At 32.9% G+C, this 24,616-nt stretch carries 42 protein-coding genes; 1 reads left to right on the forward strand and 41 read right to left on the reverse strand.

The window, feature by feature from the left end:
* Positions 1 to 17: 17 nt before the first annotated feature.
* The 3 genes from pcrA to MOO46_RS03315 all read right to left on the reverse strand — a co-directional run bounded on the left by pcrA (position 18) and on the right by MOO46_RS03315 (position 3,590).
* The gene (gene pcrA, locus MOO46_RS03305; RefSeq protein ID WP_249511568.1) at positions 18 to 2,273 is read right to left on the reverse strand and encodes a DNA helicase PcrA; all 2,256 of its coding nucleotides are present in this window, start codon (positions 2,271 to 2,273) and stop codon (positions 18 to 20) included.
* Between the two features lie 108 nt (positions 2,274 to 2,381).
* Positions 2,382 to 2,951, reverse strand: a complete 570-nt coding sequence (locus MOO46_RS03310) for a xanthine phosphoribosyltransferase (protein WP_249511569.1) — start codon at positions 2,949 to 2,951, stop codon at positions 2,382 to 2,384.
* Positions 2,952 to 2,966: 15 nt separating this feature from the next.
* Positions 2,967 to 3,590 carry a glycoside hydrolase family 73 protein gene (locus tag MOO46_RS03315; protein WP_249511570.1) on the reverse strand — a complete coding sequence of 208 codons (624 nt, stop codon included), beginning with the start codon at positions 3,588 to 3,590 and terminating at the stop codon, positions 2,967 to 2,969.
* A gap of 124 nt (positions 3,591 to 3,714) precedes the next feature.
* On the opposite strand from MOO46_RS03315, the gene MOO46_RS03320 reads away from it, so the two are divergent.
* Positions 3,715 to 3,987 carry a DUF2187 domain-containing protein gene (locus MOO46_RS03320; RefSeq protein ID WP_249511571.1) on the forward strand — a complete coding sequence of 91 codons (273 nt, stop codon included), beginning with the start codon at positions 3,715 to 3,717 and terminating at the stop codon, positions 3,985 to 3,987.
* 52 nt (positions 3,988 to 4,039) lie between these two features.
* On the opposite strand, the gene MOO46_RS03325 is transcribed toward MOO46_RS03320, so the two are convergent.
* The 38 genes from MOO46_RS03325 to rpsJ all read right to left on the reverse strand — a co-directional run bounded on the left by MOO46_RS03325 (position 4,040) and on the right by rpsJ (position 24,365).
* The gene (locus MOO46_RS03325; protein WP_249511572.1) at positions 4,040 to 4,891 is read right to left on the reverse strand and encodes an IS3 family transposase; all 852 of its coding nucleotides are present in this window, start codon (positions 4,889 to 4,891) and stop codon (positions 4,040 to 4,042) included.
* The gene (locus MOO46_RS03330) at positions 4,885 to 5,190 is read right to left on the reverse strand and encodes a transposase (RefSeq protein WP_249510625.1); all 306 of its coding nucleotides are present in this window, start codon (positions 5,188 to 5,190) and stop codon (positions 4,885 to 4,887) included. The genes MOO46_RS03325 and MOO46_RS03330 overlap by 7 nt, the downstream gene beginning before the upstream one ends.
* Before the next feature lie 106 nt (positions 5,191 to 5,296).
* Positions 5,297 to 5,839: an ECF transporter S component gene (locus tag MOO46_RS03335; RefSeq protein ID WP_249511573.1), complete on the reverse strand. Its 543-nt coding sequence runs from the start codon at positions 5,837 to 5,839 to the stop codon at positions 5,297 to 5,299.
* 151 nt (positions 5,840 to 5,990) lie between these two features.
* Positions 5,991 to 6,383, reverse strand: coding sequence for a 30S ribosomal protein S9 (gene rpsI / locus MOO46_RS03340; RefSeq protein WP_249511574.1), 393 nt, complete (start codon positions 6,381 to 6,383; stop codon positions 5,991 to 5,993).
* Positions 6,384 to 6,396: 13 nt separating this feature from the next.
* Positions 6,397 to 6,840 (reverse strand): 50S ribosomal protein L13, encoded by a 444-nt coding sequence (rplM, locus tag MOO46_RS03345; RefSeq protein ID WP_249511575.1) that lies wholly within the window; start codon positions 6,838 to 6,840, stop codon positions 6,397 to 6,399.
* A 121-nt stretch (positions 6,841 to 6,961) separates the two neighbouring features.
* Entirely contained in the window at positions 6,962 to 7,738 is a 777-nt protein-coding gene (gene truA, locus MOO46_RS03350; protein WP_249511692.1) for a tRNA pseudouridine(38-40) synthase TruA, read from the reverse strand.
* 34 nt (positions 7,739 to 7,772) lie between these two features.
* Positions 7,773 to 8,570, reverse strand: a complete 798-nt coding sequence (locus MOO46_RS03355; protein ID WP_249511693.1) for an energy-coupling factor transporter transmembrane component T family protein — start codon at positions 8,568 to 8,570, stop codon at positions 7,773 to 7,775.
* Complete coding sequence (locus MOO46_RS03360) at positions 8,570 to 9,436, reverse strand: energy-coupling factor transporter ATPase (protein WP_249511576.1); 867 nt, start codon at positions 9,434 to 9,436, stop codon at positions 8,570 to 8,572. The genes MOO46_RS03355 and MOO46_RS03360 overlap by 1 nt, the downstream gene beginning before the upstream one ends.
* The gene (locus MOO46_RS03365; RefSeq protein ID WP_249511577.1) at positions 9,406 to 10,245 is read right to left on the reverse strand and encodes an energy-coupling factor transporter ATPase; all 840 of its coding nucleotides are present in this window, start codon (positions 10,243 to 10,245) and stop codon (positions 9,406 to 9,408) included. Before MOO46_RS03365 ends, MOO46_RS03360 begins: the two co-directional genes overlap by 31 nt.
* A gap of 171 nt (positions 10,246 to 10,416) precedes the next feature.
* The gene (gene rplQ, locus MOO46_RS03370) at positions 10,417 to 10,800 is read right to left on the reverse strand and encodes a 50S ribosomal protein L17 (protein ID WP_249511578.1); all 384 of its coding nucleotides are present in this window, start codon (positions 10,798 to 10,800) and stop codon (positions 10,417 to 10,419) included.
* 21 nt (positions 10,801 to 10,821) lie between these two features.
* Complete coding sequence (locus MOO46_RS03375; RefSeq protein ID WP_249511579.1) at positions 10,822 to 11,772, reverse strand: DNA-directed RNA polymerase subunit alpha; 951 nt, start codon at positions 11,770 to 11,772, stop codon at positions 10,822 to 10,824.
* A gap of 72 nt (positions 11,773 to 11,844) precedes the next feature.
* Positions 11,845 to 12,234 (reverse strand): 30S ribosomal protein S11, encoded by a 390-nt coding sequence (rpsK, locus tag MOO46_RS03380; RefSeq protein WP_249511580.1) that lies wholly within the window; start codon positions 12,232 to 12,234, stop codon positions 11,845 to 11,847.
* A 23-nt stretch (positions 12,235 to 12,257) separates the two neighbouring features.
* Positions 12,258 to 12,620 (reverse strand): 30S ribosomal protein S13, encoded by a 363-nt coding sequence (gene rpsM, locus MOO46_RS03385; RefSeq protein WP_249511581.1) that lies wholly within the window; start codon positions 12,618 to 12,620, stop codon positions 12,258 to 12,260.
* Positions 12,621 to 12,650: 30 nt separating this feature from the next.
* Positions 12,651 to 12,767: a 50S ribosomal protein L36 gene (gene rpmJ / locus MOO46_RS03390; RefSeq protein WP_105956357.1), complete on the reverse strand. Its 117-nt coding sequence runs from the start codon at positions 12,765 to 12,767 to the stop codon at positions 12,651 to 12,653.
* A 35-nt stretch (positions 12,768 to 12,802) separates the two neighbouring features.
* Positions 12,803 to 13,021 (reverse strand): translation initiation factor IF-1, encoded by a 219-nt coding sequence (gene infA / locus MOO46_RS03395; RefSeq protein ID WP_105956358.1) that lies wholly within the window; start codon positions 13,019 to 13,021, stop codon positions 12,803 to 12,805.
* A 157-nt stretch (positions 13,022 to 13,178) separates the two neighbouring features.
* Positions 13,179 to 13,829, reverse strand: coding sequence for an adenylate kinase (locus tag MOO46_RS03400; protein ID WP_317619378.1), 651 nt, complete (start codon positions 13,827 to 13,829; stop codon positions 13,179 to 13,181).
* A 30-nt stretch (positions 13,830 to 13,859) separates the two neighbouring features.
* Positions 13,860 to 15,176 carry a preprotein translocase subunit SecY gene (gene secY, locus MOO46_RS03405; RefSeq protein WP_249511583.1) on the reverse strand — a complete coding sequence of 439 codons (1,317 nt, stop codon included), beginning with the start codon at positions 15,174 to 15,176 and terminating at the stop codon, positions 13,860 to 13,862.
* Entirely contained in the window at positions 15,177 to 15,608 is a 432-nt protein-coding gene (rplO, locus tag MOO46_RS03410; RefSeq protein ID WP_249511584.1) for a 50S ribosomal protein L15, read from the reverse strand.
* A gap of 25 nt (positions 15,609 to 15,633) precedes the next feature.
* Complete coding sequence (gene rpmD, locus MOO46_RS03415) at positions 15,634 to 15,816, reverse strand: 50S ribosomal protein L30 (protein ID WP_249511585.1); 183 nt, start codon at positions 15,814 to 15,816, stop codon at positions 15,634 to 15,636.
* A gap of 15 nt (positions 15,817 to 15,831) precedes the next feature.
* Complete coding sequence (gene rpsE / locus MOO46_RS03420) at positions 15,832 to 16,335, reverse strand: 30S ribosomal protein S5 (RefSeq protein WP_249511586.1); 504 nt, start codon at positions 16,333 to 16,335, stop codon at positions 15,832 to 15,834.
* Between the two features lie 20 nt (positions 16,336 to 16,355).
* Entirely contained in the window at positions 16,356 to 16,712 is a 357-nt protein-coding gene (gene rplR / locus MOO46_RS03425) for a 50S ribosomal protein L18 (protein WP_249511587.1), read from the reverse strand.
* Positions 16,713 to 16,768: 56 nt separating this feature from the next.
* A complete protein-coding gene (rplF, locus tag MOO46_RS03430) occupies positions 16,769 to 17,308 on the reverse strand; it encodes a 50S ribosomal protein L6 (RefSeq protein ID WP_249511588.1) in 540 nt (179 codons plus the stop codon).
* A gap of 30 nt (positions 17,309 to 17,338) precedes the next feature.
* Positions 17,339 to 17,737 carry a 30S ribosomal protein S8 gene (gene rpsH / locus MOO46_RS03435; protein ID WP_249511589.1) on the reverse strand — a complete coding sequence of 133 codons (399 nt, stop codon included), beginning with the start codon at positions 17,735 to 17,737 and terminating at the stop codon, positions 17,339 to 17,341.
* Between the two features lie 29 nt (positions 17,738 to 17,766).
* Positions 17,767 to 17,952 carry a type Z 30S ribosomal protein S14 gene (locus MOO46_RS03440; RefSeq protein ID WP_105956367.1) on the reverse strand — a complete coding sequence of 62 codons (186 nt, stop codon included), beginning with the start codon at positions 17,950 to 17,952 and terminating at the stop codon, positions 17,767 to 17,769.
* A 14-nt stretch (positions 17,953 to 17,966) separates the two neighbouring features.
* Positions 17,967 to 18,509, reverse strand: coding sequence for a 50S ribosomal protein L5 (gene rplE / locus MOO46_RS03445; protein WP_249511590.1), 543 nt, complete (start codon positions 18,507 to 18,509; stop codon positions 17,967 to 17,969).
* A 27-nt stretch (positions 18,510 to 18,536) separates the two neighbouring features.
* A complete protein-coding gene (gene rplX / locus MOO46_RS03450; protein ID WP_249511591.1) occupies positions 18,537 to 18,845 on the reverse strand; it encodes a 50S ribosomal protein L24 in 309 nt (102 codons plus the stop codon).
* Between the two features lie 32 nt (positions 18,846 to 18,877).
* Positions 18,878 to 19,246: a 50S ribosomal protein L14 gene (gene rplN, locus MOO46_RS03455; RefSeq protein WP_249511592.1), complete on the reverse strand. Its 369-nt coding sequence runs from the start codon at positions 19,244 to 19,246 to the stop codon at positions 18,878 to 18,880.
* Between the two features lie 54 nt (positions 19,247 to 19,300).
* Positions 19,301 to 19,567 (reverse strand): 30S ribosomal protein S17, encoded by a 267-nt coding sequence (gene rpsQ, locus MOO46_RS03460; RefSeq protein WP_249511593.1) that lies wholly within the window; start codon positions 19,565 to 19,567, stop codon positions 19,301 to 19,303.
* Positions 19,568 to 19,586: 19 nt separating this feature from the next.
* Positions 19,587 to 19,781: a 50S ribosomal protein L29 gene (rpmC, locus tag MOO46_RS03465; RefSeq protein ID WP_105956372.1), complete on the reverse strand. Its 195-nt coding sequence runs from the start codon at positions 19,779 to 19,781 to the stop codon at positions 19,587 to 19,589.
* Positions 19,771 to 20,205, reverse strand: a complete 435-nt coding sequence (gene rplP / locus MOO46_RS03470; protein WP_249511594.1) for a 50S ribosomal protein L16 — start codon at positions 20,203 to 20,205, stop codon at positions 19,771 to 19,773. Before rplP ends, rpmC begins: the two co-directional genes overlap by 11 nt.
* Before the next feature lie 2 nt (positions 20,206 to 20,207).
* Positions 20,208 to 20,876: a 30S ribosomal protein S3 gene (gene rpsC / locus MOO46_RS03475; RefSeq protein ID WP_249511595.1), complete on the reverse strand. Its 669-nt coding sequence runs from the start codon at positions 20,874 to 20,876 to the stop codon at positions 20,208 to 20,210.
* 14 nt (positions 20,877 to 20,890) lie between these two features.
* Positions 20,891 to 21,238 (reverse strand): 50S ribosomal protein L22, encoded by a 348-nt coding sequence (gene rplV, locus MOO46_RS03480; protein ID WP_249511596.1) that lies wholly within the window; start codon positions 21,236 to 21,238, stop codon positions 20,891 to 20,893.
* 16 nt (positions 21,239 to 21,254) lie between these two features.
* Entirely contained in the window at positions 21,255 to 21,533 is a 279-nt protein-coding gene (gene rpsS, locus MOO46_RS03485; protein ID WP_249511597.1) for a 30S ribosomal protein S19, read from the reverse strand.
* A gap of 62 nt (positions 21,534 to 21,595) precedes the next feature.
* Positions 21,596 to 22,435 (reverse strand): 50S ribosomal protein L2, encoded by an 840-nt coding sequence (gene rplB, locus MOO46_RS03490; RefSeq protein ID WP_249511598.1) that lies wholly within the window; start codon positions 22,433 to 22,435, stop codon positions 21,596 to 21,598.
* 26 nt (positions 22,436 to 22,461) lie between these two features.
* Positions 22,462 to 22,749, reverse strand: a complete 288-nt coding sequence (rplW, locus tag MOO46_RS03495) for a 50S ribosomal protein L23 (protein WP_249511599.1) — start codon at positions 22,747 to 22,749, stop codon at positions 22,462 to 22,464.
* Positions 22,749 to 23,372: a 50S ribosomal protein L4 gene (rplD, locus tag MOO46_RS03500; RefSeq protein WP_249511600.1), complete on the reverse strand. Its 624-nt coding sequence runs from the start codon at positions 23,370 to 23,372 to the stop codon at positions 22,749 to 22,751. The genes rplW and rplD overlap by 1 nt, the downstream gene beginning before the upstream one ends.
* Before the next feature lie 17 nt (positions 23,373 to 23,389).
* Entirely contained in the window at positions 23,390 to 24,025 is a 636-nt protein-coding gene (gene rplC, locus MOO46_RS03505; protein WP_249511601.1) for a 50S ribosomal protein L3, read from the reverse strand.
* A gap of 31 nt (positions 24,026 to 24,056) precedes the next feature.
* Complete coding sequence (rpsJ, locus tag MOO46_RS03510; RefSeq protein WP_105956381.1) at positions 24,057 to 24,365, reverse strand: 30S ribosomal protein S10; 309 nt, start codon at positions 24,363 to 24,365, stop codon at positions 24,057 to 24,059.
* Positions 24,366 to 24,616: the final 251 nt, after the last annotated feature.

Genomic DNA, 24,616 nt, shown 5'->3' on the forward strand with positions numbered 1-24,616 from the left:
CACCTCAATTAAAAACGTTATTTTTCAACTTTATTAATTGGTGCAAAGGCAGCAAGTAAACGTTTTAATCCTTGGTCAGGAAAAGCAATATCTAGTTCTGTATCTTCGCCACTACCATTAATTTTCACGACAGTACCAATACCCCATGCTTTATGTTGAACTTTGTCACCAACAATCCACGACTTTTTATCTGCTCCACTACCTTTAGGCTTTTGAACTTTTTGGCTAGGTTGTCGATAAGCTCGTTGAGTTGAGAATTGTTGCATTCGACGACCTCTTGATGAATCGAATGGTGTTTTTAACGAATTATTTTTAGAAAAATTATTTTCTGAATGAATTAAATTATCCGAAATTTCATCAATAAAACGTGATTCTGGATTAGTTTGCCTTCTACCATATAACATTCTAGAAAAAGCATTAGTTATAAATAATTTCTTTTGTGCTCTAGTAATTCCAACATATGCTAAACGACGTTCTTCCTCTAGTTCATCTTCATTTTCTAGAGATCTGCCTAATGGAAAAATACCTTCTTCCATCCCCATTAAGAACACTACAGGAAATTCTAGTCCTTTAGCAGCATGTAAAGTCATTAAGGTCACTTGTGGAGTTTGCTCATCAACATCATCTTGTGCGGAAACTAAAGCTAAATCAGCAAGAAAATCCGTTAACGGCTCGTCACCTTCGTCTTCAGTACGATTGTTATCAAATTGTTGAGTTACTGATATAAATTCTTCAATATTTTCAATTCTAGCTTTAGATTCTAATGATTTTGATTTTTTTAAGTTATCCAAATAACCACTATCATCCAAAATGTGTTCCGTAACATCAGTAACTTTATTTTCTTGAGCAATTTTTTGAAGTCCAGTCATCATTTTGCCAAATTGATCAATTGAGGTTCTTGCACGGTTAGATAAAGTAGTATTTAATTCAATATTCTTAGTTGCTTCTAACATGCTCCAATTGTTTTCTTGAGCAAAAACTCTTAATTTTTCAATACTGGAAGCACCAATTCCACGTTTAGGCTCATTAATAATTCTTTCTAAACTCATCGAATCGCTTGGATTAGCAATCAAAGTTAAATAAGCTAAAACATCTTGAATTTCTTTACGGTCATAAAACTTATGGCCACCAACAATCATATATGGAATATTAGATTTCAAAAATGTTTCTTCAATAATTCTAGATTGAGCATTGGTTCGATAAAGAATTGCAAAATCATTATATGAATAATTTTTCTCTTCAATAATTTTTTTAATTTGAGTGACAACAAAATGCGCTTCATCAACTTCACTTTGCCCACGATAATAAGAAACCTTATCGCCATCTTTGTTTTCAGTCCATAAATTTTTTTCTTTGCGAGAAACGTTGTTTTTTATCACATCGTTTGCAGCATTTAAAATATTTTTCGTTGAGCGATAATTTTGTTCTAACATCACAGTATTAGCATTTTTATAATCATTTTGAAAATTCAAGATATTATTCATATTAGCTCCACGCCAACCATAAATACTTTGGTCAGCATCACCAACTACACAAATATTTTTATATTTTTTAGCTAACATTGTAACTAGTTTATATTGAGCTTCATTAGTATCTTGGTATTCATCAACGTGAATGTAGTGAAATTTATTTTGATAGTAATCAAGGACGTCAGGAACATCTTCAAATAATTGAATTGTCATCATAATTAAATCATCAAAATCTAGTGCTTGATTATTATGTAAACGTTTTTGATATTCTGTATAAACTTTACCAACTGTTTCCTCGAAAGGACTAGTATGGTTTAGACTCTCTTGGTATTCATAAGGTGTTTTTAAGTCATTTTTAGCATTGGAAATAGCCGACAAAATGGCTCTTGGATCATTTTTTTTAGGATCAATATTTAAGTCTTTTAGAATTCTTTTAACAAGTGTTCTTTGTTCACTACTACCTGCAATAGTAAAGGCACGATTGTAACCAATTTTATCGATATGGCTTCGCAAAATACGAACGCATAAAGCGTGAAATGTTGAAATCCATACTTCATTTCCACCATAGTCTAATAGATTAGAAACACGTTCTTTCATTTCTTTAGATGCCTTGTTAGTAAAAGTAATCGCTAATATATTCCAAGGTAAAACCTGTTTTTCTTCAATTAAGTAGGCAATTCGATGAGTTAGAACCCGTGTTTTACCACTACCAGCACCAGCCATAATTAGTAATGGCCCTTCAGTACATAATACGGCTTCTTTTTGTTTACCATTCATTCCTGAAATTACATCATTTACTGACAAAAAAAACACAATCCTCTCAATTTATTTATAGTCTAATTATATCATAGCTATCTTTATTTTCATTTATGTGCAAAATAAAAGTCGGCAAAATTACCGACTAATTTTTGCTTATTCAAAAGTAACTTTTTCATTTTCTAAAGAAGCAATACGAGCTAATGATTCTAAATGAATTCCAGAATCTTTAATGATTTTATGGCCCTTTTGAAAACTTTTTTCAATTACAATTCCGACACCATTAACATTAGCACCAGCTTTTTTAGCAATATCTAGTAATCCTAAAACTGCTTGTCCATTTGCTAAAAAATCATCAATAACAAGTATATTATCCGTGGAATTGATAAAACGTTTATCAATGCTAATTTTATTATTAGTTTGTTTAGTATAAGAATACACATCACTAGAATAGATATTATCATTTAAAGTTAAACTCTTATGTTTTCTAGCAAAAACAACTGGAACTTCCATTTGTAGTCCAGTTAAAACAGCTGGAGCAATTCCTGAAGATTCGACTGTAATAATTTTAGTTATTCCATCATCTTTAAATAGTTTAGCAAATTCTTTTCCCATTTCATTCATGAACATTGGATCAATTTGATGATTCAAAAACTGATCCACCTTTAGAATATTACCTGGCAAAACAAGTCCTTCTGATGCAATTTTATCTTCTAATAATTTCATATAAATTCTCCTTATTTATGTTTTATCATATTGATTCAAATGATACCTTTTAATAGTTTCGATGATTTTTTTAGTATATTTAGGATCTGTTGCATACCCATCAATTTGTAATCCCTCAGCAGCTGCAACATAATTATCGGAATTAACTACATCTTGATATTGATTACGATTCCAATTAGTTCCATTAAATAATAATCTAGCATGGCTTTGAACTGATTCGTCCCAATTTTTATAAACTCGAAAATTTCCATTTATTTTTATAAAGTTTCCATTAACAAATTCATTAGTTGATAATTTTACTGATGGTTGTCCTTCAAAAGCCTTTATGCCATATAAATTATTGTATTTCATAGCCAATTGACTAGTCCCCCAATCAGATTCAATTACTGCTTGAGCTAAACTGATACTAGCTAAAATACCATATTTTCTTTGCGCATCGTTAACGGAAGGCAATAACTTATTAATGAAATTACGATGATTTTTTTCGACATTTTTTTGATTATAAATATTATAAGTATAAGCTTTATTAAAATAATAATAACCAGTAGAAAAAATTAATATAGTTAAAATAAAAATTATAAATATCCAACCAAAATTAATAGTTATCTTTTTATTTTTAATATAATCATCTCTTTTCACTTTTAAACATAATTCTAAACTATTTTATATAAAAATAGCAATGTTATAATTAATAAAGACTAATAAATTGACAAAAAGAATTTTTTTAGTTATTTTTAAACTGTATGTTAGGAGATGTTTACCTTTGGTAAAAGATAAATTAACAAGTAATGATAAATCACCTTTCGATATTGGTGACCAAGTTTCATTTGATCTTGAAAAAACTGTTTTTAAGGGAATTATTGAAAAAGCATATAATAATTCATATTTAATCGCTTTTAAAACTAATGATCCTGTTCTAGAAGATAAGTATCATGATAAAGTTGTTATTAGTAACAAAAAATTAAAGATGGTTAAAAAAAGTCCTAATAACAGTAAAGGTAAAAATAAACCAGAAGAAGAAAATGAAAAAAAGTAGTGATTTTAGGAACTGCAACTATTATTTTGAACAAATAAATAAAAGCAGCTTTCTAATTATTTAATTGGGCAACTGATTTCCTGTACTCTACAGGTGATTGGTTGCCTAATTTTGTTAATATTCGTGTATTATTCCAAAATTTGATATAATTATTCACACACCTAATGGTATCTGCTAAACCTTTTGGTTTAGCTTGTGTGTATATCATTTCAGTCTTTAGGCTTGAGTGAAATGATTCAATGATGGCGTTATCAGCTGGCGTCCCTTTACGGGACATACTTCTGATGGCGCCTTTTTTGCGTGCTAATTCAAAAAATTCACGCAAAGTATAAGTAGAACCCTGATCACTATGAATGATAGCACCACTTAAATAGCCTAATTGATTTAGTGTATCTAATGCCAATTGGGTATTTGGATGATTAGAAATTTTATGAGCAATAATTTCCGAATTAAAACTATCCATAATTGTAGAGAGGTACAACATTTTATTTCCGCAAGGAATATAAGTGATATCAGTGGTTAATTTACGATTTGGTAAACTAATGTTCCAATCACGATTGATTATATTATCAAATTGTTTGAACGGATTACCAGGTCGATGAGATCTTTTACGTTTAATACGACACCCCCAATTGTATTTAGCCATAATTCTTTGAACTTTACTAACACTGCATTTTAAGTGCTTATTAATTAGTGCATGAATTTTACGATAACCATATAAAAACTTTGTTTTTATACATAGTTGTTGAATCTCCTGTTCAATCTGACTTAAATTAAAATGAGCTGCATGTGTTTTATGATAGTAATAGGTACTTCTAGATATATTGAGATACTGACAAATCCTAACTAAAGGTATTTTGGATGTGAAAGTATCGATTAATTTAATAGTAGCTTGATTTACCACAGCCCTTCCATGATTAAATATTTTTTTATAACTTCAAGTTCTTCCTTCATTTGTTTAATTTCCATATCTTTTCTGACATCACTAGGTAGTTCTAAATTGCCTTTATTATATTTATATTGTTTGCCAGGCTTTTGATTCAAACGATAATAATCACCATTTCTTACATATTTCCGCCATGTATAAATTAAGCCGTCACTCTTTAAACCAAGTATTTTACAAATCTTTCTACCAGGAATACCTTCATTAAGAAGCCGAACGGCTTCTAGTTTAGTTTCATATGAATATTTATTATTAGTCATACAAAAAACACCTCCGAATTATATTATTTTACCAAATTAAAATAATACTTTTATCGAAAGTGCTTTTATTTATCTGTTCAATATTATAACTTCAGTTCCTTAATCACTACTTTTTTATTTTTTGCAAAGGTTTAACAATTATTGGAACAAAAATTCCTGACAAGATTGCTTCTATTAGGCCATTAGTTCCAGCAATACCTAAAAGGTAAGGCAATAAATCACTAGTATTAATATGATAGATGTTAAAAGAATTATTACGATAGAATAAATAAATTAGTGATAAAACTAATATTGTATTAACAAGAGATCCAATAACTCCCGAAAATACCATTAATAAATTTTTATTAATTCTAAAATTTATTAATCGATGGTAAAAAATTCCACTAACAAATCCCACTAATATTCTGGGTAACACTGAAATCAAAGGATTTACTAAAACAAAAACTGCCAAAGGACTAGTTGGCCACCAAAAAGCACGAACAAATGTTATTAGTCCCCATATAAGGCCAAGGATAGATCCCTCTTTACTTCCCAATAAAATTGCAGCAACTATTATAGTAATCGGAATTATTGTAATACTTAGCGGGCCTATCGGTATATTACCAATTCCTGGTATAGTTGTCTGTATTATAATTATAGCTATAAACATTGTAAGAATATTCATACGATAACTTTTATTACTAATTTTTAATCACTCCTAAAATTTATAATATATAATTATTATACACATTAAAAACAGTAAAATAAAAAAGTACTTTTCAGAAAATGAAAAGTACTTTGAAGGGTTAATAAAATAAATATTAACGTTTTGAGAATTGACCAGCCTTACGAGCTTTCTTAAGACCTGGCTTCTTACGTTCTTTCATACGAGCATCACGAGTTAATAAGCCAGCGCTCTTTAATGGAGCACGGAAATCAGGATCTACTTCTAGTAATGCACGAGCGATACCATGACGAGCTGCACCAGCTTGTCCTGAGAATCCACCACCATTAACATTGATTAAAGCATCATAGTTACCTAAAGTTTCAGTAACATCAAATGGTTGCATAACCACTGCTCTTAGGTTAGGGAATGGAATGTAATCTTCGATAGCTTTTTTGTTCATAACTACTTTACCAGTACCAGGTACTAAAAGTACTCTAGCTACTGAGTCTTTACGACGGCCTGTGCCGCGATATTGTACTTGAGCCAATTAAGTTTCCTCCTTAAATTAGGTTATTAATGTCTAATACTTCAGGGTTTTGAGCTTCATGACCATGACTACCATCAGCATGTACATGCAAGTGTAATAATTGCTTGTGAGCTAATGAACCATCTGGCATCATACCCTTAACTGATGTTTCAATTAATTTTTCTGGAGTATTTTCTAACATTTGACCAGCAGTTTTTTGTTTAAGACCACCTAAATAACCTGTGTGGTGGGAGTATACTTTGCGAGTTGCTTTGCGACCTGTTAATGCAACCTTAGATGCATTAATAACAATAACGTGATCACCTGTATCAACGTTAGGTGTAAATGTTGGTTTATTTTTTCCTCGTAAAATAGAAGCAACTGTTGAAGTTAAGCGACCCAAACTAATGTCAGTTGCGTCGATAATGTACCACTTGCGTTCTACTTCACCTGGTTTTGCCATATATGTTGTACGCACTTTAATATTCCTCCATGTTTCTGTGTTTGTTCGACACCAATATAAGTTTCCGGGGCTTATTGTGGGGCAAACAATACCATAATTAATGATACAAACTTTTTTATATAAAGTCAACCATAAATCATCTTTGATATTTGGGCAATTTTGTTGGATGCTTAGGATCTTCATCTTCATAGTAAACATGTTTAAGATAGAGTCCACATGCAGGTACCGTTCTTCGCGCCTGTCTCCTATCTTTAACATCATACAATCTTAAAACATCATTTTCTGGTCTATATCCAGATCCGATTTCAATACAAACACCTACAAGAATTCTAACCATATTATATAAAAATCCGTTACCATAAAATTCAAAAATTAATTCATTACTTTTTTCATCAATATAGCAATTCGCCTCATAAATAGTTCTTATGTTACTTCTGGCAGTTGATCCTGAAGCAACAAAACTTGTAAAATCATGTTCCCCTACCAAGTCTTCTAATGCATGATTTATTTTATCCAAGTCAACAGGTAATTTCCATTGTGCAGTATAAAATCTTTTAAAAGGATTTCGAAATTCTCCTAAATCGATTCGATACATATATCTTTTACCAGAGACATCATATCTAGCATGAAAATCATTACTAACTTTTTCAACTTTTAATATTTCAATGTCTAATGGTAACATACTATTTAATGCTTTTAACATACTTTTTTCTTGTAAATTATAGGGGAAATTGAAGTGTGCTACTTGTCCCAATGCATGCACACCAGCATCAGTTCTTCCAGAACCATACACCACTATATGTTTCTCAGGATTTTTAGCCATTTTATTAACAATTTTTGTTAAAGTTCCTTCAATAGTTCTTCGATTAGGTTGTCTTTGAAAACCTGAAAATTTGGTCCCATCATAAGACATTGTTATTTTATATCGATAAGTCAAAATATTCCTCCTAATTTCTAACTATAAATAATAAAAACATAATTAATATAGAAAATAAAATTGAAAGTGCATCAATATAATTAAAATGATAGCTATTATAATGAGTACGCTTTTGATTAATTTGATAACCCCTAGCTTCCATTGCGACACTTAAATTATCGGCATGTTTAAAAGCACTAACAAATAACGGGATTAATAATGGAACAAAAGATTTAATTCGCTTAATTAATCCACCACTACCAAAATCTACTCCCCTGGATCTTTGTGCATCCATAATTGTTTTAACTTCATCATTTAAAGTTGGAACAAAACGAAGTGAAATGGAAATCATTAAGGAAAAAGTTTCAACTGGAAATTTTAATTTTTTTAAAGGCTTTAACAAAATACTAATTCCGTCTGCTATTTCTAATGGACTTGTAGTAATTGTAAGCGCAGTTGAAATAGATATTATTAATAAAAATCTAAAAAATAAAAAGATAGCGTTATGCACACCTAAATTGGTAATTCTAATAAACCATAATTTATAAATAATCTCTCCACCGGAGCTAAATATTAACTGAATAATAATTGTAAATATTATTATCCAGATTAAAGGTATTATACCTCTAATAAAAAGTTTAAGCGGCGTTTTAGTGCAAAATATTAAAGAAGAGACAAATAAGATCATTGATAAATAGCTAAAAAAGTTATTAGCTAAAAATACTAAAATAACCAAATAAAAACACAAAAATATCTTCACGGCTGGATTCATTTTATGAACGAAAGAACCTAAGGGTAAATATCTACCAAATATAAAATTATTCATAATTATTTAACATTCCTTAATTTTTTTAAAATAGAGCTTATTAAAGCTTCATCATTAAAATTAAAATCATTTAAATCAAATCCGTGATTATTTAATAGCGAAGCTATTATAGCACTATCTGGCATTTTTAAATCATACTCACTTAACAAAGATTCATTATTAAATAATTCATTGGGATGACATTGTTTTACTAATTCACCATTTTTCATTATGAATATACTATCAGAATAGTTTGCAACATCATTCATCTGATGGCTAACCAAAATTATTGTTATATTTTTTTCCTTATTTAATTTGCTTATTAACTTCATTATAAATTTTTGACCTTGTGGATCTAAGCCAGCTGTTGGTTCATCCAAAATAAGAATTTTAGGATGAGTTGCTAAAACATCAGCAATTGCCACTTTTCTTTGCTGTCCACCAGATAATTCAAATGGAGATTTAGTTAATAAGGACTTATCTAGTCCGACTAAATCAACTACTTTCTCAATTGTCCTAGATGTTTCATCATTACTATAGCCGAAATTTAAAGGTCCAAAAGCGATATCTTCTTCTACAGTATCAGCAAATAATTGTTGTTCTGGAAATTGAAATACCATTCCAACGGTACTTCTCAGTTGATTCAAATTTTTATTATTTGTTTTAGAATTCAATTTAAATTTACCAATACTTATTTCCCCACTTGTAGGTTTTAATAAAGCATTAATGTGTTTTATTAATGTCGACTTACCACTTCCAGTTTTACCAACTATTGAAATAAAAGAACCTGATTTTATTTTAAAATTAATATTTTTTAAAGCACATTTAGCAAAAGGAGTATTATTTTGATATATATGACTTACATTTTTGAATGATATCGAATTATCCATTTGGCAATCTCCTCATTATTCATATAATTATTACCTAAATTAAAACCATTTTCGCTTAATTTAATCCTGATTTTTTCAGATAATGGCAATTCTAATCCATAATCTTCGGCATTAGAAATTTCATTAAATAAAGTTAGTGGTGAAATATACTTTATTAATTTACCTTTTTCTAACAACATTACTCTATCAGAATATTGAACTTCATCCATATCATGAGTTATTGAAATAACGGTTAAGTCATATTTCTTTCTAAATTGATTAACCAAATTTATAAGCATATCTTTAGCCTTAGGATCAAGCATACTAGTGGACTCATCTAATATTATAATGCTAGGTAAAACAGCTAAAACTCCTGCCAAGGCTACTCTTTGTTGTTGGCCACCAGATAATCTTGAAGGATTACTATTTTCATATTGAGTCATACCAACTTCCACCAAAATATCATGAACAGTTTTATGCATATTTTGATAATTATATTGTCTATTTTCTAATCCAAAAGCAACGTCCTCTTTAACAGTCGATGCAACAAATTGATTGTTAGGATTTTGAAAAACAATACCAATTTTATCTCTTATATTATTTAAATTAGATTCGTTTAATTCTAATCCGTCAATAAATATATTTCCAGTTTCACATTGAATTAAACCATCTAATAAACTAATCAATGTAGTTTTACCACTACCATTTTTGCCTATTATGGATAACCATTCACCTTTATTAACGGAAAACGATAAATTATTAATAGCATAATTACTATTATTGTCATATTTAAATTTTAAGTTCTTAACATTAATAATTTTTTTATCCATACTTACAACTCCATAATAAATAATTTTATGTATAAAAAAATCACTATAAGTACATTAGCGCAAAGTTTTAAACTTCATTCAAGCTAGACTTGGATAAATTCCATCATCATAACGCTCTATACTAATATACCTAGTGATTCCTATTGTTGCTATTCATATGTCTATTTTAAATTAGTCAACTAATTGTAAAATAACCATTGCTGCACCGTCACCACGACGAGGCATTGTTTTCATAATACGTGTGTAACCACCATTACGTTCTGCATATTTAGGAGCAATTTCATCAAAAAGCTTTTGTAATGCAGTAGTAACAGTAACATCATCGCCATCTTCTTTAGCATCAGCCACAACATTTTGTAAGAATGAAGCTGCTTGACGACGGGCATGTAGATCTCCACGCTTACCTAGAGTAATCATTTTTTCAGCAGTTGAACGTACTTCTTTAGCACGAGCTTCTGTAGTCTTAATTTCTCCGTTAACTAACAAATCAGTAGTTAGGTTACGTAATAATGAACGACGATGAGCACTAGTACGTTGTAATTTACGGTAACTCATAAATGGATATCCTCCTTTATACTAATCTTCTTTTCGTAATGATAATCCAAGATCTTCTAACTTATGCATTACCTCAACAAGAGACTTGCGGCCTAAGTTTCTAACCTTCATCATATCATTTTCACTTTTACTAGTTAATTCTTGAACAGTGTTGATACCGGCACGTTTTAGACAATTATATGAACGAACAGATAAGTCTAGTTCTTCAATTGTCATTTCTAACATCTTTTCTTTATGTGTTTCTTCTTTTTCAACCATTACTTCAGCGTTTTTAGCTTCATCGGTTAAATTAACAAACATTCCAAGATGTTCAGTTAGTATCTTAGCAGCTAAACTTACAGCTTCACTTGGAGTGATAGAACCATCCGTCCAAACATCCAAAGTAAGTTTATCATAATCAGATACTTGACCAACACGTGCATTTTCAACTTGATAATTAACACGTTCGATTGGGGTATAAATGGAATCAACTGGTAAGACACCGATTGGCATTCCATCATTACGAGCCTTATTTTCATCTGCAGAAATATATCCACGGCCTTTGTTAGCAGTCATTCGCATATGGAATGTTGAACCTTCAGCAACAGTGGCAATGTGTAAATCTGGATTTAAAACAGTAACATCACCATCTGCTTGAATATCATCAGCAGTAACTTGTGCAGGACCAGTAACATTAATTTCCATTGACTTTTCTTCTTCATCAGAAGAATCAAGCTTTAATGAAAGTTTTTTAATATTCAAAATAATTTGTGTTACATCTTCTACTACACCAGGTACAGTAGAAAATTCATGTAATACATCATCAATTTGAATACTTGTAACAGCAGCACCAGGTAAAGATGAAAGTAAAATTCTACGCAACGAGTTTCCAAGAGTTGTTCCATAACCACGTTCTAATGGTTCAACAACAACTTCTCCATAATTATCAGTTTCATCAATCTTATGAATATTAGGTTTTTCAAATTCAATCATTCTTATCTTCTACCCCTTTCAAAACGCTATGAGTTAATATTAATATTTTCATCTATTATGATGAATATAAAATTAAACTCTACGACGCTTTGGAGGACGAGATCCATTATGTGGAACTGGTGTCACATCACGAATTGCAGCAACTTCTAAACCAGTTGATTGTAGCGCACGGATTGCTGATTCACGACCTGAACCAGGACCTTTAACAGCAACTTCAACAGACTTCATACCATGTTCCATAGATGATTTAGCAGCAGCTTCAGCAGCCATTTGTGCAGCAAATGGAGTTGATTTACGACTTCCACGGAATCCTAAAGCACCAGCTGATGACCATGCAATAGCGTTTCCTTGCATATCAGTAATCATAACTAATGTATTATTGAAAGTAGAGTGAATATGAGCAACACCGGCTTCGATATTCTTCTTTGCTCTACGTTTACGTGAACCTTTCTTTTGAACCATGATTTACTAACCTCCTTTATTAATTATTTTTTACCAGCCATTGTGGTTTTTTTACCCTTACGAGTACGAGCATTGTTCTTAGTATGTTGACCTCTAAGTGGTAAACCACGACGATGACGCATTCCACGGTAAGAACCAATTTCTTGAAGTTTCTTGATATTCATTCTTACTTCACGGCGTAAGTCACCTTCAATTTTATAATTGTCAACGACTTCACGAATTTTATCTTCTTGTTCAGAACTTAAATCACGAACACGAACATCTTCAGAAACGCCAGCTTTTGAAAGAATTTCAGCAGCTCTACTTTGACCAATTCCAAAGATACTTGTTAGACCGATAACAACACGCTTATCACGTGGTAAATCAATTCCGGCGATACGAGCCATTAAAATACACCTCCTGTTTTATTAAATAAATTACTTGCCTTGTCTTTGTTTATGTTTAGGATTAGAACAAATAACCATAACACGGCCTTTTCTTCTAATTACTTTACAGTTTTCACACATTGGTTTTACTGATGGTCTTACCTTCATTATAATAACCCTCCTATATTTAAAGACAGTACTACTTATTTATAACGGTAAGTAATACGTCCCTTGCTTAAATCATATGGTGACATTTCAACAGTGACACGATCTCCAGGTAAAATTCTAATGTAATGCATTCTAATTTTACCTGAAACGTGAGCTAAAATTTCATGTCCATTTTCCAATTCCACACGAAACATAGCATTAGGTAAAGTTTCAGTAACCTTACCTTCAATTTCAATAACATTATCTTTAGACAAAGAATTTCCTCCTCGAAAATACGATTTTTATAATAATTAGGGTACACATAAATAGTATTCAGTAATGTTTTAATCCCGAAATATCTATAAAATCGCAAATACACATGAGTTAGTCTATCACACAAACAAACTTACATCAAATCCTATATTATCGTAACTATAGTTTTTTTAGTATTTTGTCAATGTCTTCAGTAACATCATCAATATTTTGACTACCATCAACGGTATACAATAGGTCGAGACCTCTGTAAAAATCAATTAATGGTGTATTCATTTTAATGTTTACATCTAAACGATTTTTAACAGTTTCAGGTTTGTCATCACTACGTTGATAAAATTCATGACCACCACAAACATCACAAGTATCATCAACTTTAGGCTTTTTATATAATTTGTGATAAGTAGCTCCACAATTTTTACATATAAATCTACCGGAAAGTCGATCAATAAGAATTTTAGGGTCAACGTCAATATTTATAACAGCATCCAATGGACGATTTAGATCTTTACTAATTCTTTGCAAAGAATCAGCTTGATCAATTGTTCTAGGAAAACCGTCTAACATATATCCTTCTTTTGTATCATCTTTTGAAAGACGATCTTTAACAATTCCACATGTTACATCATCAGGAACTAAGTTTCCTTTATCAATATATTGTTTTGCCTTTATTCCCATTTCAGTTTGATTTTTTATAGCGGCCCTAAAAATATCTCCTGTAGAAATATGAGGGATCCCATAATTTTTAATAATGGTTTCTGCTTGAGTACCTTTTCCAGCACCCGGCAAACCCATTAAAATCAAATTCATTGTCATCTTAATTCCTCCGAACACCAAATTTTATAAATCTTCAGGTCTTGGTTCTTTAATGAATCCAACATATTCTTGTTTCATCATTAAACCACGAATTTGACTAATTGTTTGAATTGCAACACCAACAACAATTAATAAACTTGTACCTCCAAGTCCAATGGACTCATCAAGATTCCAAACATTTTGTGCAACTAAAGGAATAAGTGCAACAATTCCTAAGAATAAAGCACCCACAACGCTAAGTCTCATAAGAAGCTTAGAAACATATTTTTGTGTTCCGTTACCTGGCCAAACACCAGAAATATAACTTCCTTGCTTTTGCAAGTTCTTAGATAACTTTTCAGGATTAACCTGAACAAAAGCATAGAAAAATGTAAATACAATAATTAAAAATGTATATAAAGTAGCACCCGGAATGGTTTGCATATTAAATATATCACTCATAATTTTATACCAACCATCACCAGAATGTTTACTTGCAAAAAACATCAAGATAGCTTGAGGTGTTGAAATAAACGAACTAGCAAAGATTACAGGAATAACACCAGCAACATTTACCTTTAATGGTAAATAACTATTATCTGATGAACCTGTTTCTCTTCTCGTATATTGTATAGGAATTCTACGTTCAGCCTGTTGAACCCAAGTAACAAAAGTAACAATTATTAATACAATTATAAACAATACAACTATAAATATAATTGATTGCCATAATTCTGAAGAACTATCACCAACAATATATTCTTTATAAAGTTGTTGAATTCCTACTGGAATTCTAGCGATAATTCCGGCAAAAATTATCATTGAAACACCTTGGCCGATTCCTCGGTCAGTAATCATGTCACCCATCCAAGTAGTTAACATTGATCCACCGGTTAAAATTAAACCAATACTTAAATAAGTAGCTGGTCCTGGATGTTGTACAAGGTTTAAACTACTTAAAGTATTAAATCCGGCTGTAATACCAATTGATTGTACAAATGCAAGAACTACTGACAAAATTCTAGTAACTTGATTTAATTTTTTACGTCCAACTTCACCTTGTTTACTCCATTCAACAAAGCGAGGGACAATGTCCATTTGTAAAAGCTGAACAATAATTTGTGCAGTAATATATGGTGAAACACCCATAGCGAATAGTGAATAATTTGTTAATCCACCACCACTAAAGGTGTTTAAAATGCTAACCAATCCAGATGAAGCAACGCTTTGGAGTGCTTTGGCGTTTATCCCAGGGACAGTAATATATGCCCCAAGTCTAAATACAATCAAAACTCCTAAAGTAAAAAGAACTTTATTACGAATACTTTTTACTTTAAAAGCGTTTTTCAAGGTTGATAGCATTTAGATCACCTCAGTCTTACCGCCAGCATTTTCAATTGCTGATTTAGCAGCATTGGAAAATTTACTTGCTTTTACAGTTAACTTCTTATTAATTTCACCATTACCAAGAATTTTAACGCCGTTCTTAACGTTATTAATAACACCAGATTCTTTAAGAGTTTCTGGAGTAACTTCAGAACCATTATCAAATTGATCTAAAGTAGATAGGTTAACAATAGCAAATTCTTTACGGTTAATATTAGTGAAACCACGTTTTGGCATTCTACGGTAGAAAGGCATTTGACCCCCTTCAAATCCTAGACGGGTCTTACTACGAGCTTTTTGACCTTTTTGTCCACGACCAGAAGTCTTACCTTTACTTCCTAATCCACGACCAAGACGTTGTCTTGATGAACGTGAACCTTCAGCAGCTTTTAATTCATGTAATTTCATTAGAAGTGCACCTCCTTGTTATTTATTAATCAACTTGTTCAACTTTAACTAAGTGTGCAATATGGAATAGAGCTCCACGAGTTGCTTCGTTATCAGGCTTAACAACGGTACTATTAATACGACCTAATCCTAGTGCCTTAACAATTTTACGTTGTTTGGGGAGACGGTGATTTGCACTATGAGTTAAAGTAATCTTTAATTGAGCCATCTTATAAACCCCTCCTTATTCTGCTAAATGTTGAGCAGAAACGCCACGTAGTGTAGCAACTTTTTCTGCACTCTTTAATGCTTTTAATCCGGCAAAAGTTGCGCGAATAGCATTAATTGGAGTATCTGAACCTAAACGTTTACTTGTAACATCGTCGATACCAGCTAATTCCATAACTGAACGAACGGCACCACCAGCAGCGACACCAGAACCTTCTTCAGCAGGTTTTAACATGATCTTACCGCCACCAAAAGTACCGATAATTTCATGAGGAATAGTTGTACCAACTCTTGAAACAGTAATTAAGTTCTTACGGCCATCATCAACAGCCTTACGAATTGCATCAGGAACTTCTTGGGCTTTACCAGTTCCGAATCCAACATGTCCGTTTTTATCACCAACAACAACTAAAGCTGCAAAACGTAGACGACGTCCACCTTTAACTACCTTAGTGATACGGTTAATAGAAACAACAGTATCTTCAAGTTCTAATTTATTTGGATCAATAAATTCTGCCATTTGTGGTTATTCCTCCTTTTTTAAAATTCTAATCCGTTTTCACGTGCAGCATCAGCTAATGCTTGAACACGTCCGTGGTATAAGTAACCGCCACGATCGAAAACAACATTTTTAACATTTTTTTCAGCAGCGCGTTTGGCAACTAATGAGCCAACAGAACTTGCTTGTTCTGTTTTATTTGCACCACTAACGTCTTTATCTAGAGTTGAGGCACTAGCAAGCGTAACACCCTCTACATCATCAATAATTTGAGCGTAGATGTTTTTGTTAGAACGATAAACATTCAAACGTGGGCACACAGCAGTACCAGAGATCTTATTACGGACACGTAAGTGACGACGTTGACGTGTCTTGTTCTTATCTGGTTTGTTAATCAAAATAGTCACCTCTTAATTGAATTTGTAAAATTGACTAAATAAAAAGCAAATGCTTATTATTTACCAGTCTTACCTTCCTTACGACGAACAACTTCGTTTTCATAACGGATACCTTTACCTTTATAAGGTTCTGGTGAACGTACGGCACGAACGCGAGCAGCAAAGTCTCCTACATGTTCTTTGTTAATACCACTAATATTAATAGTTAAGCTATCAGGAGTTTCAACCTTTAAGTCATCATTAATATTAATTTCAACAGGATTTGAATAACCAACATTTACTTCTAATACTGAACCCTTAGCTTGGGCACGGTAACCAACACCGACTAATTTAAGTGTCTTTGTAAAACCGTTAGTTACACCTTCAACCATGTTGTTTAAGTTAGCACGCATAGTACCATGCATAGCACGGGTCTTATTATCGTATCTAACAGCTGGTTCAAAAGTAACGATATTATCGTTAACATTCATTTTAATGTTTGGTGAAAATTCACGAGTTAATGAACCTTTTTCACCTTTTACAGTTACATTGTTACCATCAGTAGTTAATTCAACACTTTCTGGTAAAACAACTTTTCTATAACCAATACGACTCATTTATTACACCTCCAGTTCAAGCAAAGAATATTACCAAATGTAAGCTAATACTTCTCCACCAATTTTTTTAGCACGAGCTTCTTTATCGGTAACAACACCTTCAGAAGTTGAGATAATTGCAACACCTAAACCATTTAATACCTTAGGAATTGAATCAGATTTTACATATGAACGTAAACCTGGTCTTGAAATACGTTTCAAGCCAGAAATAACGTGTTCATCATTTTTACCATATTTAAGAAATACACGGATAACACCTTGCTTGTCATCATCCATATATTCAACATCGCGAATAAAACCTTCACGTTTTAAAATTTCAGCAATGCTTTTTTTAATTTTTGAAGCTGGAACTTCAACAGATTCGTGACGAACCATGTTAGCGTTACGAATTCTTGTTAAAAAGTCAGCGATTGGATCTGTCATGGACATTAACGTAACCTCCTTTTTACTAAGTTATTTTACCAACTTGCCTTCTTCATACCAGGGATTTGACCTTTGTGGGCAAGATCTCTGATGCAGAGACGGCATAAATGAAATTTCTTGTAAACTGAATGAGGTCTTCCACAGCGTTCACAACGAGTGTAATTTCTAGTTGAAAACTTAGCAGGACGTTCACTCTTTACAATAAGTGCTTTTCTAGCCATATTATACCCTCCTATTATTTTGCAAATGGCATACCGAATTGAGTTAACAATTCTTTTGATTCTTCATCAGTATTTGCAGTAGTTACAATAACGATATCTAAACCACGAACGCGGTTAACATTATCATAATTAATTTCAGGGAAAATTAGTTGTTCACGTACACCTAATGTGTAGTTACCACGACCATCAAATGAACGTTTGTTAACACCATGGAAATCACGAACACGAGGTAATGAAACGTTAACTAATTTATCTAAGAAATCATACATACGTTCGCCACGTAATGTAACCTTGGCACCAATTGACATACCTTCACGTAAACGGAAACCAGCAATTGATTTTTTAGCCTTAGTTACTAATGGCTTTTGTCCAGAAATTTGAGTTAATTCTGAAACAGCTTCGTCTAAGTTTTTAGCATTAGTAACGGCATCACCAACACCCATATTTAGAACGATTTTGTCAAGCTTAGGTGCTTGCATCATTGATGAATAGTTAAACTTTTCGATCAATGATTTTGAAATTTCATCTTTATATTTGTCTTGTAAACGGTTTGACATGGAAAGGTATCCTCCTTTCAATTAAAATTAATCGATTGATTTGTTAGTTTTTTTGGAAATACGAACTTTCTTACCATTTTCAATTTTGAAACCAACCTTTGTTGGTTCATTGTTTGATGGGTCAATTAACATTACATTTGAAACATGGATAGGAGCTTCAACATCATTAATTCCACCTTGTGGATTTGATTGAGAAGCTTTTTGATGTTTCTTTACAATATTAATGCCTTCAACAATTACGCGATCTTGTGATGAGATAGTTTTAGTAACGGTTCCTTCTTTACCCTTATCTTTACCACTAATTACGCGAACTTTGTCACCAGTTTTAATAAACATTTATTGGCACCTCCTTGGTTAACAGTAGTTAATTAAAGTACTTCAGGCGCTAAGGAAACAATTTTCATGAATTTGTTATCACGTAATTCACGTGCAACAGGTCCAAAAATACGTGTTCCTTTTGGACTTTTATCGTCTTGAACTAACACAGCAGCGTTTTCATCGAAACGGATGTATGAACCATCTGAACGACGTGAAACAGCCTTAGTTCTAACAATAACAGCTTTAACAACGTCACCTTTTTTGACAACGCCACCTGGTGTTGCTTGTTTTACAGTAGCAACAACTATATCACCGATACCTGCATATCTTCTGCTTGATCCACCTAAAACCTTAATAGTTAAGATTTCACGCGCACCTGAGTTATCAGCAACTTTCAAACGACTTTCTTGTTGAATCATAGCTAATACCCTCCTTCCGGTATTTACTCAGAATACGATAAGTTAAAAACATTTTTAGATAGTTACATCTTTTTTAACGATATTAACTAAACGGAAATGTTTTGTAGCTGACAATGGTCGTGTTTCCATAATTTCAACGATATCGCCATTTTTTGCTTCATTGTTTTCATCATGAGCTTTGTACTTCTTTGAGTACTTAACACGTTTTCCGTAAGTAGGATGTGTTTTATAAGTTTCAACAACAACAGCAATTGTCTTGTCCATCTTGTCTGAAACAACACGGCCTCTGTAGACCTTACGCATATTACGTTCCATTAACATTGACCTCCTTTATCGTATTCTATTTGTTTAGTTCTTGTTGACGCAATGCAGTTTTGATACGTGCAATGTTCTTACGAACTTTCTTCAATCTTGCAGTATTTTCCAATTGACCAGTAGCTAATTGAAAACGAAGGTTGAATAATTCTTCTTTATAACTTTGTTCTTTTTCATGCATTTGAGCAGTGGTTAGTTCATTAATTTCTTTAGCCTTCATTTGATTCGCCACCTACTTCCTCACGTTTAATAATCTTTGTTCGAACAGGAAGTTTAGTAGAAGCTAAACGCAAAGCTTCTTTAGCAACTTCATCAGAAACTTCTCCAATTTCAAATAGGATTTTTCCACGCTTAACTGGAGCAACCCAACCAGCAGGAGAACCTTTTCCGTTACCCATACGAACCCCTACACCTTTTTCAGTGTATGATTTATGAGGGAAAATTTTAATCCAAACTTTCCCACCACGCTTCATGTATCTTGTAATAGCAATACGACAAGCTTCGATTTGACGATTAGTGATCCAATGTGAATCAAGCGCTTGTAAACCGTAACTACCAAAGGCTACTGTGTTTCCACCTTTTGAATGTCCACGTAGTTTACCACGGTGTTCACGACGGAACTTAACACGTTTTGGTACTAGCATGTTTATTTCCCTCCTTTATTATCTTTCTTATCATTAGCTAATTCTGGTAGAATTTCTCCACGATAAATCCAAGTTTTTACACCAATTGAACCATAAGTAGTGTGAGCTTCTTCCCATGAATAGTCAATGTCTGCTCTTAATGTATGCAATGGAACAGTACCTTCAGCATATGATTCAACACGTGACATATCGGCACCATTTAGACGACCAGAAACTTGAGTTTTAACACCCTTAGCACCAGATCTACTTGCACGTTGCATACCTTGGCGCATTGCACGACGGAAAGCTACACGGCCTTCTAGTTGACGGGCAATGTTTTCACCAACTAACTTAGCATCTAAATCAGGTTTCTTAATTTCAATAATGTTAATATGAACACGTTTACCTGTTAAAGTGTTCAATTCTTTACGAAGATTTTCTACTTCTGATCCACCTTTACCGATAACCATTCCTGGTTTAGCAGTATGAATTGAAATATTTACACGTTTTGCAGCACGTTCAATTACAACTCTTGATACGGAAGCATCAGCAAGTCTCTTACTAATATATTCACGGATTTTCAAGTCTTCATTTAAATCAGTAGCAAAGTCTGCTCTTTCAGCATACCATTTTGCGTCCCAATCACGAATAATTCCGACACGTAATCCGGTAGGATTTATTTTTTGACCCACGGCTTAATCCCTCCTTATTTTTCTGAAACTACTACAGTTATATGACTAGTACGTTTATTAATTGGAGAAGCAGAACCTTTAGCACGAGGACGGAAACGTTTTAAAGTTGGTCCTTCGTTAACAAAAACTTCGCTTACTACCAAGTCTTCACGATCTAAATCAAAATTATTTTCTGCATTTGCTACAGCTGACATCAAAACTTTAGAAACAACTGGTGAAGCACTTCTTGGAGTGAACTTCAAAATTGCAGCGGCTTCTGAAACGCTTTTACCTCTAATAAGATCAACTACAAGGCGAACCTTACGAGCGGCAATACGAACAGTTCTAGCAGTAGCTTGTGCTGATGTAACTTGTTCAGCCATTTGTTATCCTCCTTGTTTAGACAGTTTTCTTGTCATCGCCATTTCCATGTCCATGGAAAGTACGTGTTGGTACAAATTCACCTAACTTATGGCCTACCATATCTTCTTGTACATATACTGGAACATTCTTTCTTCCATCATATACAGCGATAGTATAACCAATAAAACTAGGGAAAATTGTTGAACGACGTGACCATGTTTTGATTACGTCTTTCTTTTCTTGGTCTTTTTGAGCATCGATTTTCTTTAAAAGATGCTTATCGGCAAAAGGTCCCTTTTTCAAACTACGACCCATTATGAAACCTCCTCTTTAATAACATTATAGGAAAATATATACATTAATGTATATATCAGTTATTACATTTTTGATCCCTTACGACGACGTACGATAAACTTGTTTGAACGAGCTTTTCTCTTACGAGTCTTCTTACCATTAGTTTTCTTATGCCATGGTGATAATGGTGATGGGTAACCAACTGGAGCTTTACCTTCACCACCACCATGAGGATGATCGTTAGGGTTCATTACAGAACCACGAACATGTGGACGTTGTCCCTTGTAACGGTTACGACCAGCTTTACCAACATTTACTAATGAATGTTCTTCGTTACCCATACTTCCGATGGTTGCACGGTTAACTGAAAGAATCATACGAACTTCGCCAGAAGCTAATCTAACTAATGCGTATTTTCCTTCCTTACCTAATAATTGAGCTGAAGTACCAGCAGAACGAACTAATTGTCCACCCTTACCAGGTTTTAATTCAATATTATGAATTGTTGTACCAACTGGAATGTTGTTAAGTGGTAAAGAGTTACCAACTTTAATATCAGCATTTTCTCCAGATTGAACTTTATCGCCAACCTTTAATCCTTTAGGTGCAAGAATGTATGTCTTAATACCATCAGAATATACAACTAATGCGATATTAGCAGTACGGTTTGGGTCATATTCAATGGTCTTTACAGTACCATCAATATCATCATGGTTACGTTTAAAATCAATAATACGGTATTGATTTTTATTACCACCACCACGATGACGAACAGTCATATGGCCATAATTGTTACGACCTGCAGTATGTGACTTAGCAGCTAATAATGACTTTTCTGGATTTGATGTAGTAATAACACCATAATCAAGGCTAGTCATATTACGACGACCATTGGTGGTTGCTTTATATGTTTTAATAGCCACGGTATTTCCCTCCTATATTTATTATTTTATTTATCGCTAAATAATTTAATTTCTTTTGAATCACTTGATAAGGTAACGATAGCTTTACGACGTTTCTTAGTGTAACCTTCGTAACGACCTTGGCGTTTCAATTTACCTTTAAGATTCATAATATTAACATTTAATACCTTAACATCAAAGATGTCTTGAACAGCATTTTTCACTTGTGTTTTAGTTGCTCGTAAGTCAACATCAAAAGTGTATTTTTTATCGTCCATCATTGCTGTTGATTGTTCAGTAATTACGGGACGTAGAATAATATCACGTGCTTCCATTATGCGAGCACCTCCTCTACTTGAGAAAGAGCAGCCTTTGTGATGACAACTTTGCCACTGTTAACAACACTTAAAGTGTTTAAACTCTTAGCACTAATAACTTCAACGTTGCTAATGTTACGAGCTGATAAAGCAGCATTCTTATTGTCTTCTTCCAAAACTACTAATGTCTTAGCTGAAGCGTTTAATTTATTTAATGATTCTGAAAATTCCTTAGTTTTAGGAGCATCAAAATCTAATGAATCTACCACTACAAAGTTATCATTAGCAACTTTTTCTGATAAAACAGATTTAATAGCTAAACGATTAACCTTTTTAGGTAAATGGTAACCGTATGAACGTGGAGTAGGTCCGAAGACGATTCCACCTCCACGAAATTGTGGTGAACGGATTGAACCTTGACGAGCACGTCCAGTACCCTTTTGACGCCATGGCTTTTTACCACCACCACTAACGGCATGTCTATTTTTTACAGCATGTGTTCCTTGACGTAAAGATGCTCTTTGCATAGTTACAACGTCAAATACAACACTGTCATTTTGTTCAATAGCAAAAATGTCATCGTTTAAATCAACGTTACCATTTTTACTACCATCTTTTTTGTATAATGCTACGCTTGTCATTTATGGTTCCTCCTTTCTTATTTTTGTGATCCGCGAGCTGCAGATTTAATTGTTAAGAATGATTTGTTAGCACCAGGAACGTTACCTTTGATTAAGATTACGTTGTTGTCAACATCAGCCTTTACAACTTCTAGATTTTGAATAGTAACTTGGTTATTACCCATTCTACCAGGTAATTCCATACCTTTTGTAACACGGTTAATAATAACACCAAGTGAACCTGGACGACGGTGATATCTAGAACCGTGAGTTTCTGGTCCTCTAGCTTGACCATCTTTATGAATGTTACCTTGGTAACCATGACCTTTTGTAATTCCTGTTACATCTACGATGTCACCGGCTTCAAAAATGTCTGCCTTAACTTCATCTGATACATTGTAATCGCTAAGCTCAACATTTCTGATTTCTTTAATGAAGCGCTTAGGATTTGTATTTGCTTTTGCTACATGACCCTTTTCTGGTTTGTTACTTAAAACATCACGTTTGTCAGCATAACCAAGTTGAATAGCATTGTATCCATCAGTTTCAGTTGTCTTTGTTTGTAACACAACGTTTGGAGTTACATCAACAGCAGTAACTGGAATTAATTCACCATTTTCAGTGAAAACTTGAGTCATTCCGACTTTTTTACCTAAGATTCCTTTTTTGGTCATGAGTACACCTCCGATATATTGTAATTTTTAATTATAGTTTGATTTCGATATCAACACCACTTGGTAAATCAAGTTTCATTAATGAATCAACAGTTTTTGGTGTTGGGTTTAAGATGTCAATTAAACGTTTGTGAGTTAACATTTCAAATTGTTCACGTGACTTCTTAAATTTATGTGGTGAAGCTAGAACAGTATAAACAGTTCTATCTGTTGGCAATGGAATTGGACCAGAAATGTTGGCACCAGTTCTTTGCGCAGTAGCCACAATCTTTTCAGCTGATTGGTCTAAAGTACGGTGTTCATATGCCTTTAAACGAATACGAATTTTTTGTTTTGCCATTGTTTTCCCTCCTCGCCTTTATTTAAAAATAAGACTAGCTCCGTGTAAATTACCGCCACGCCCTATCATGGCAAAGCGGCCGGGTGTGTCGCAACCTTACACATCAAAGCCTGAATTAGATAACTGTATAAGAACATAGATGTCCCTCAAACAGGTACCTCTATATAATACAAAAAATATCGCAAAAGTTCAAGTCCTTTTCGATATTTCTTCACATAAATACATTATCTATATAATAAAAAAAGTGTTGA

Source organism: Apilactobacillus apisilvae (genome assembly GCF_023380225.1).
GTDB lineage: Bacteria > Bacillota > Bacilli > Lactobacillales > Lactobacillaceae > Apilactobacillus > Apilactobacillus apisilvae.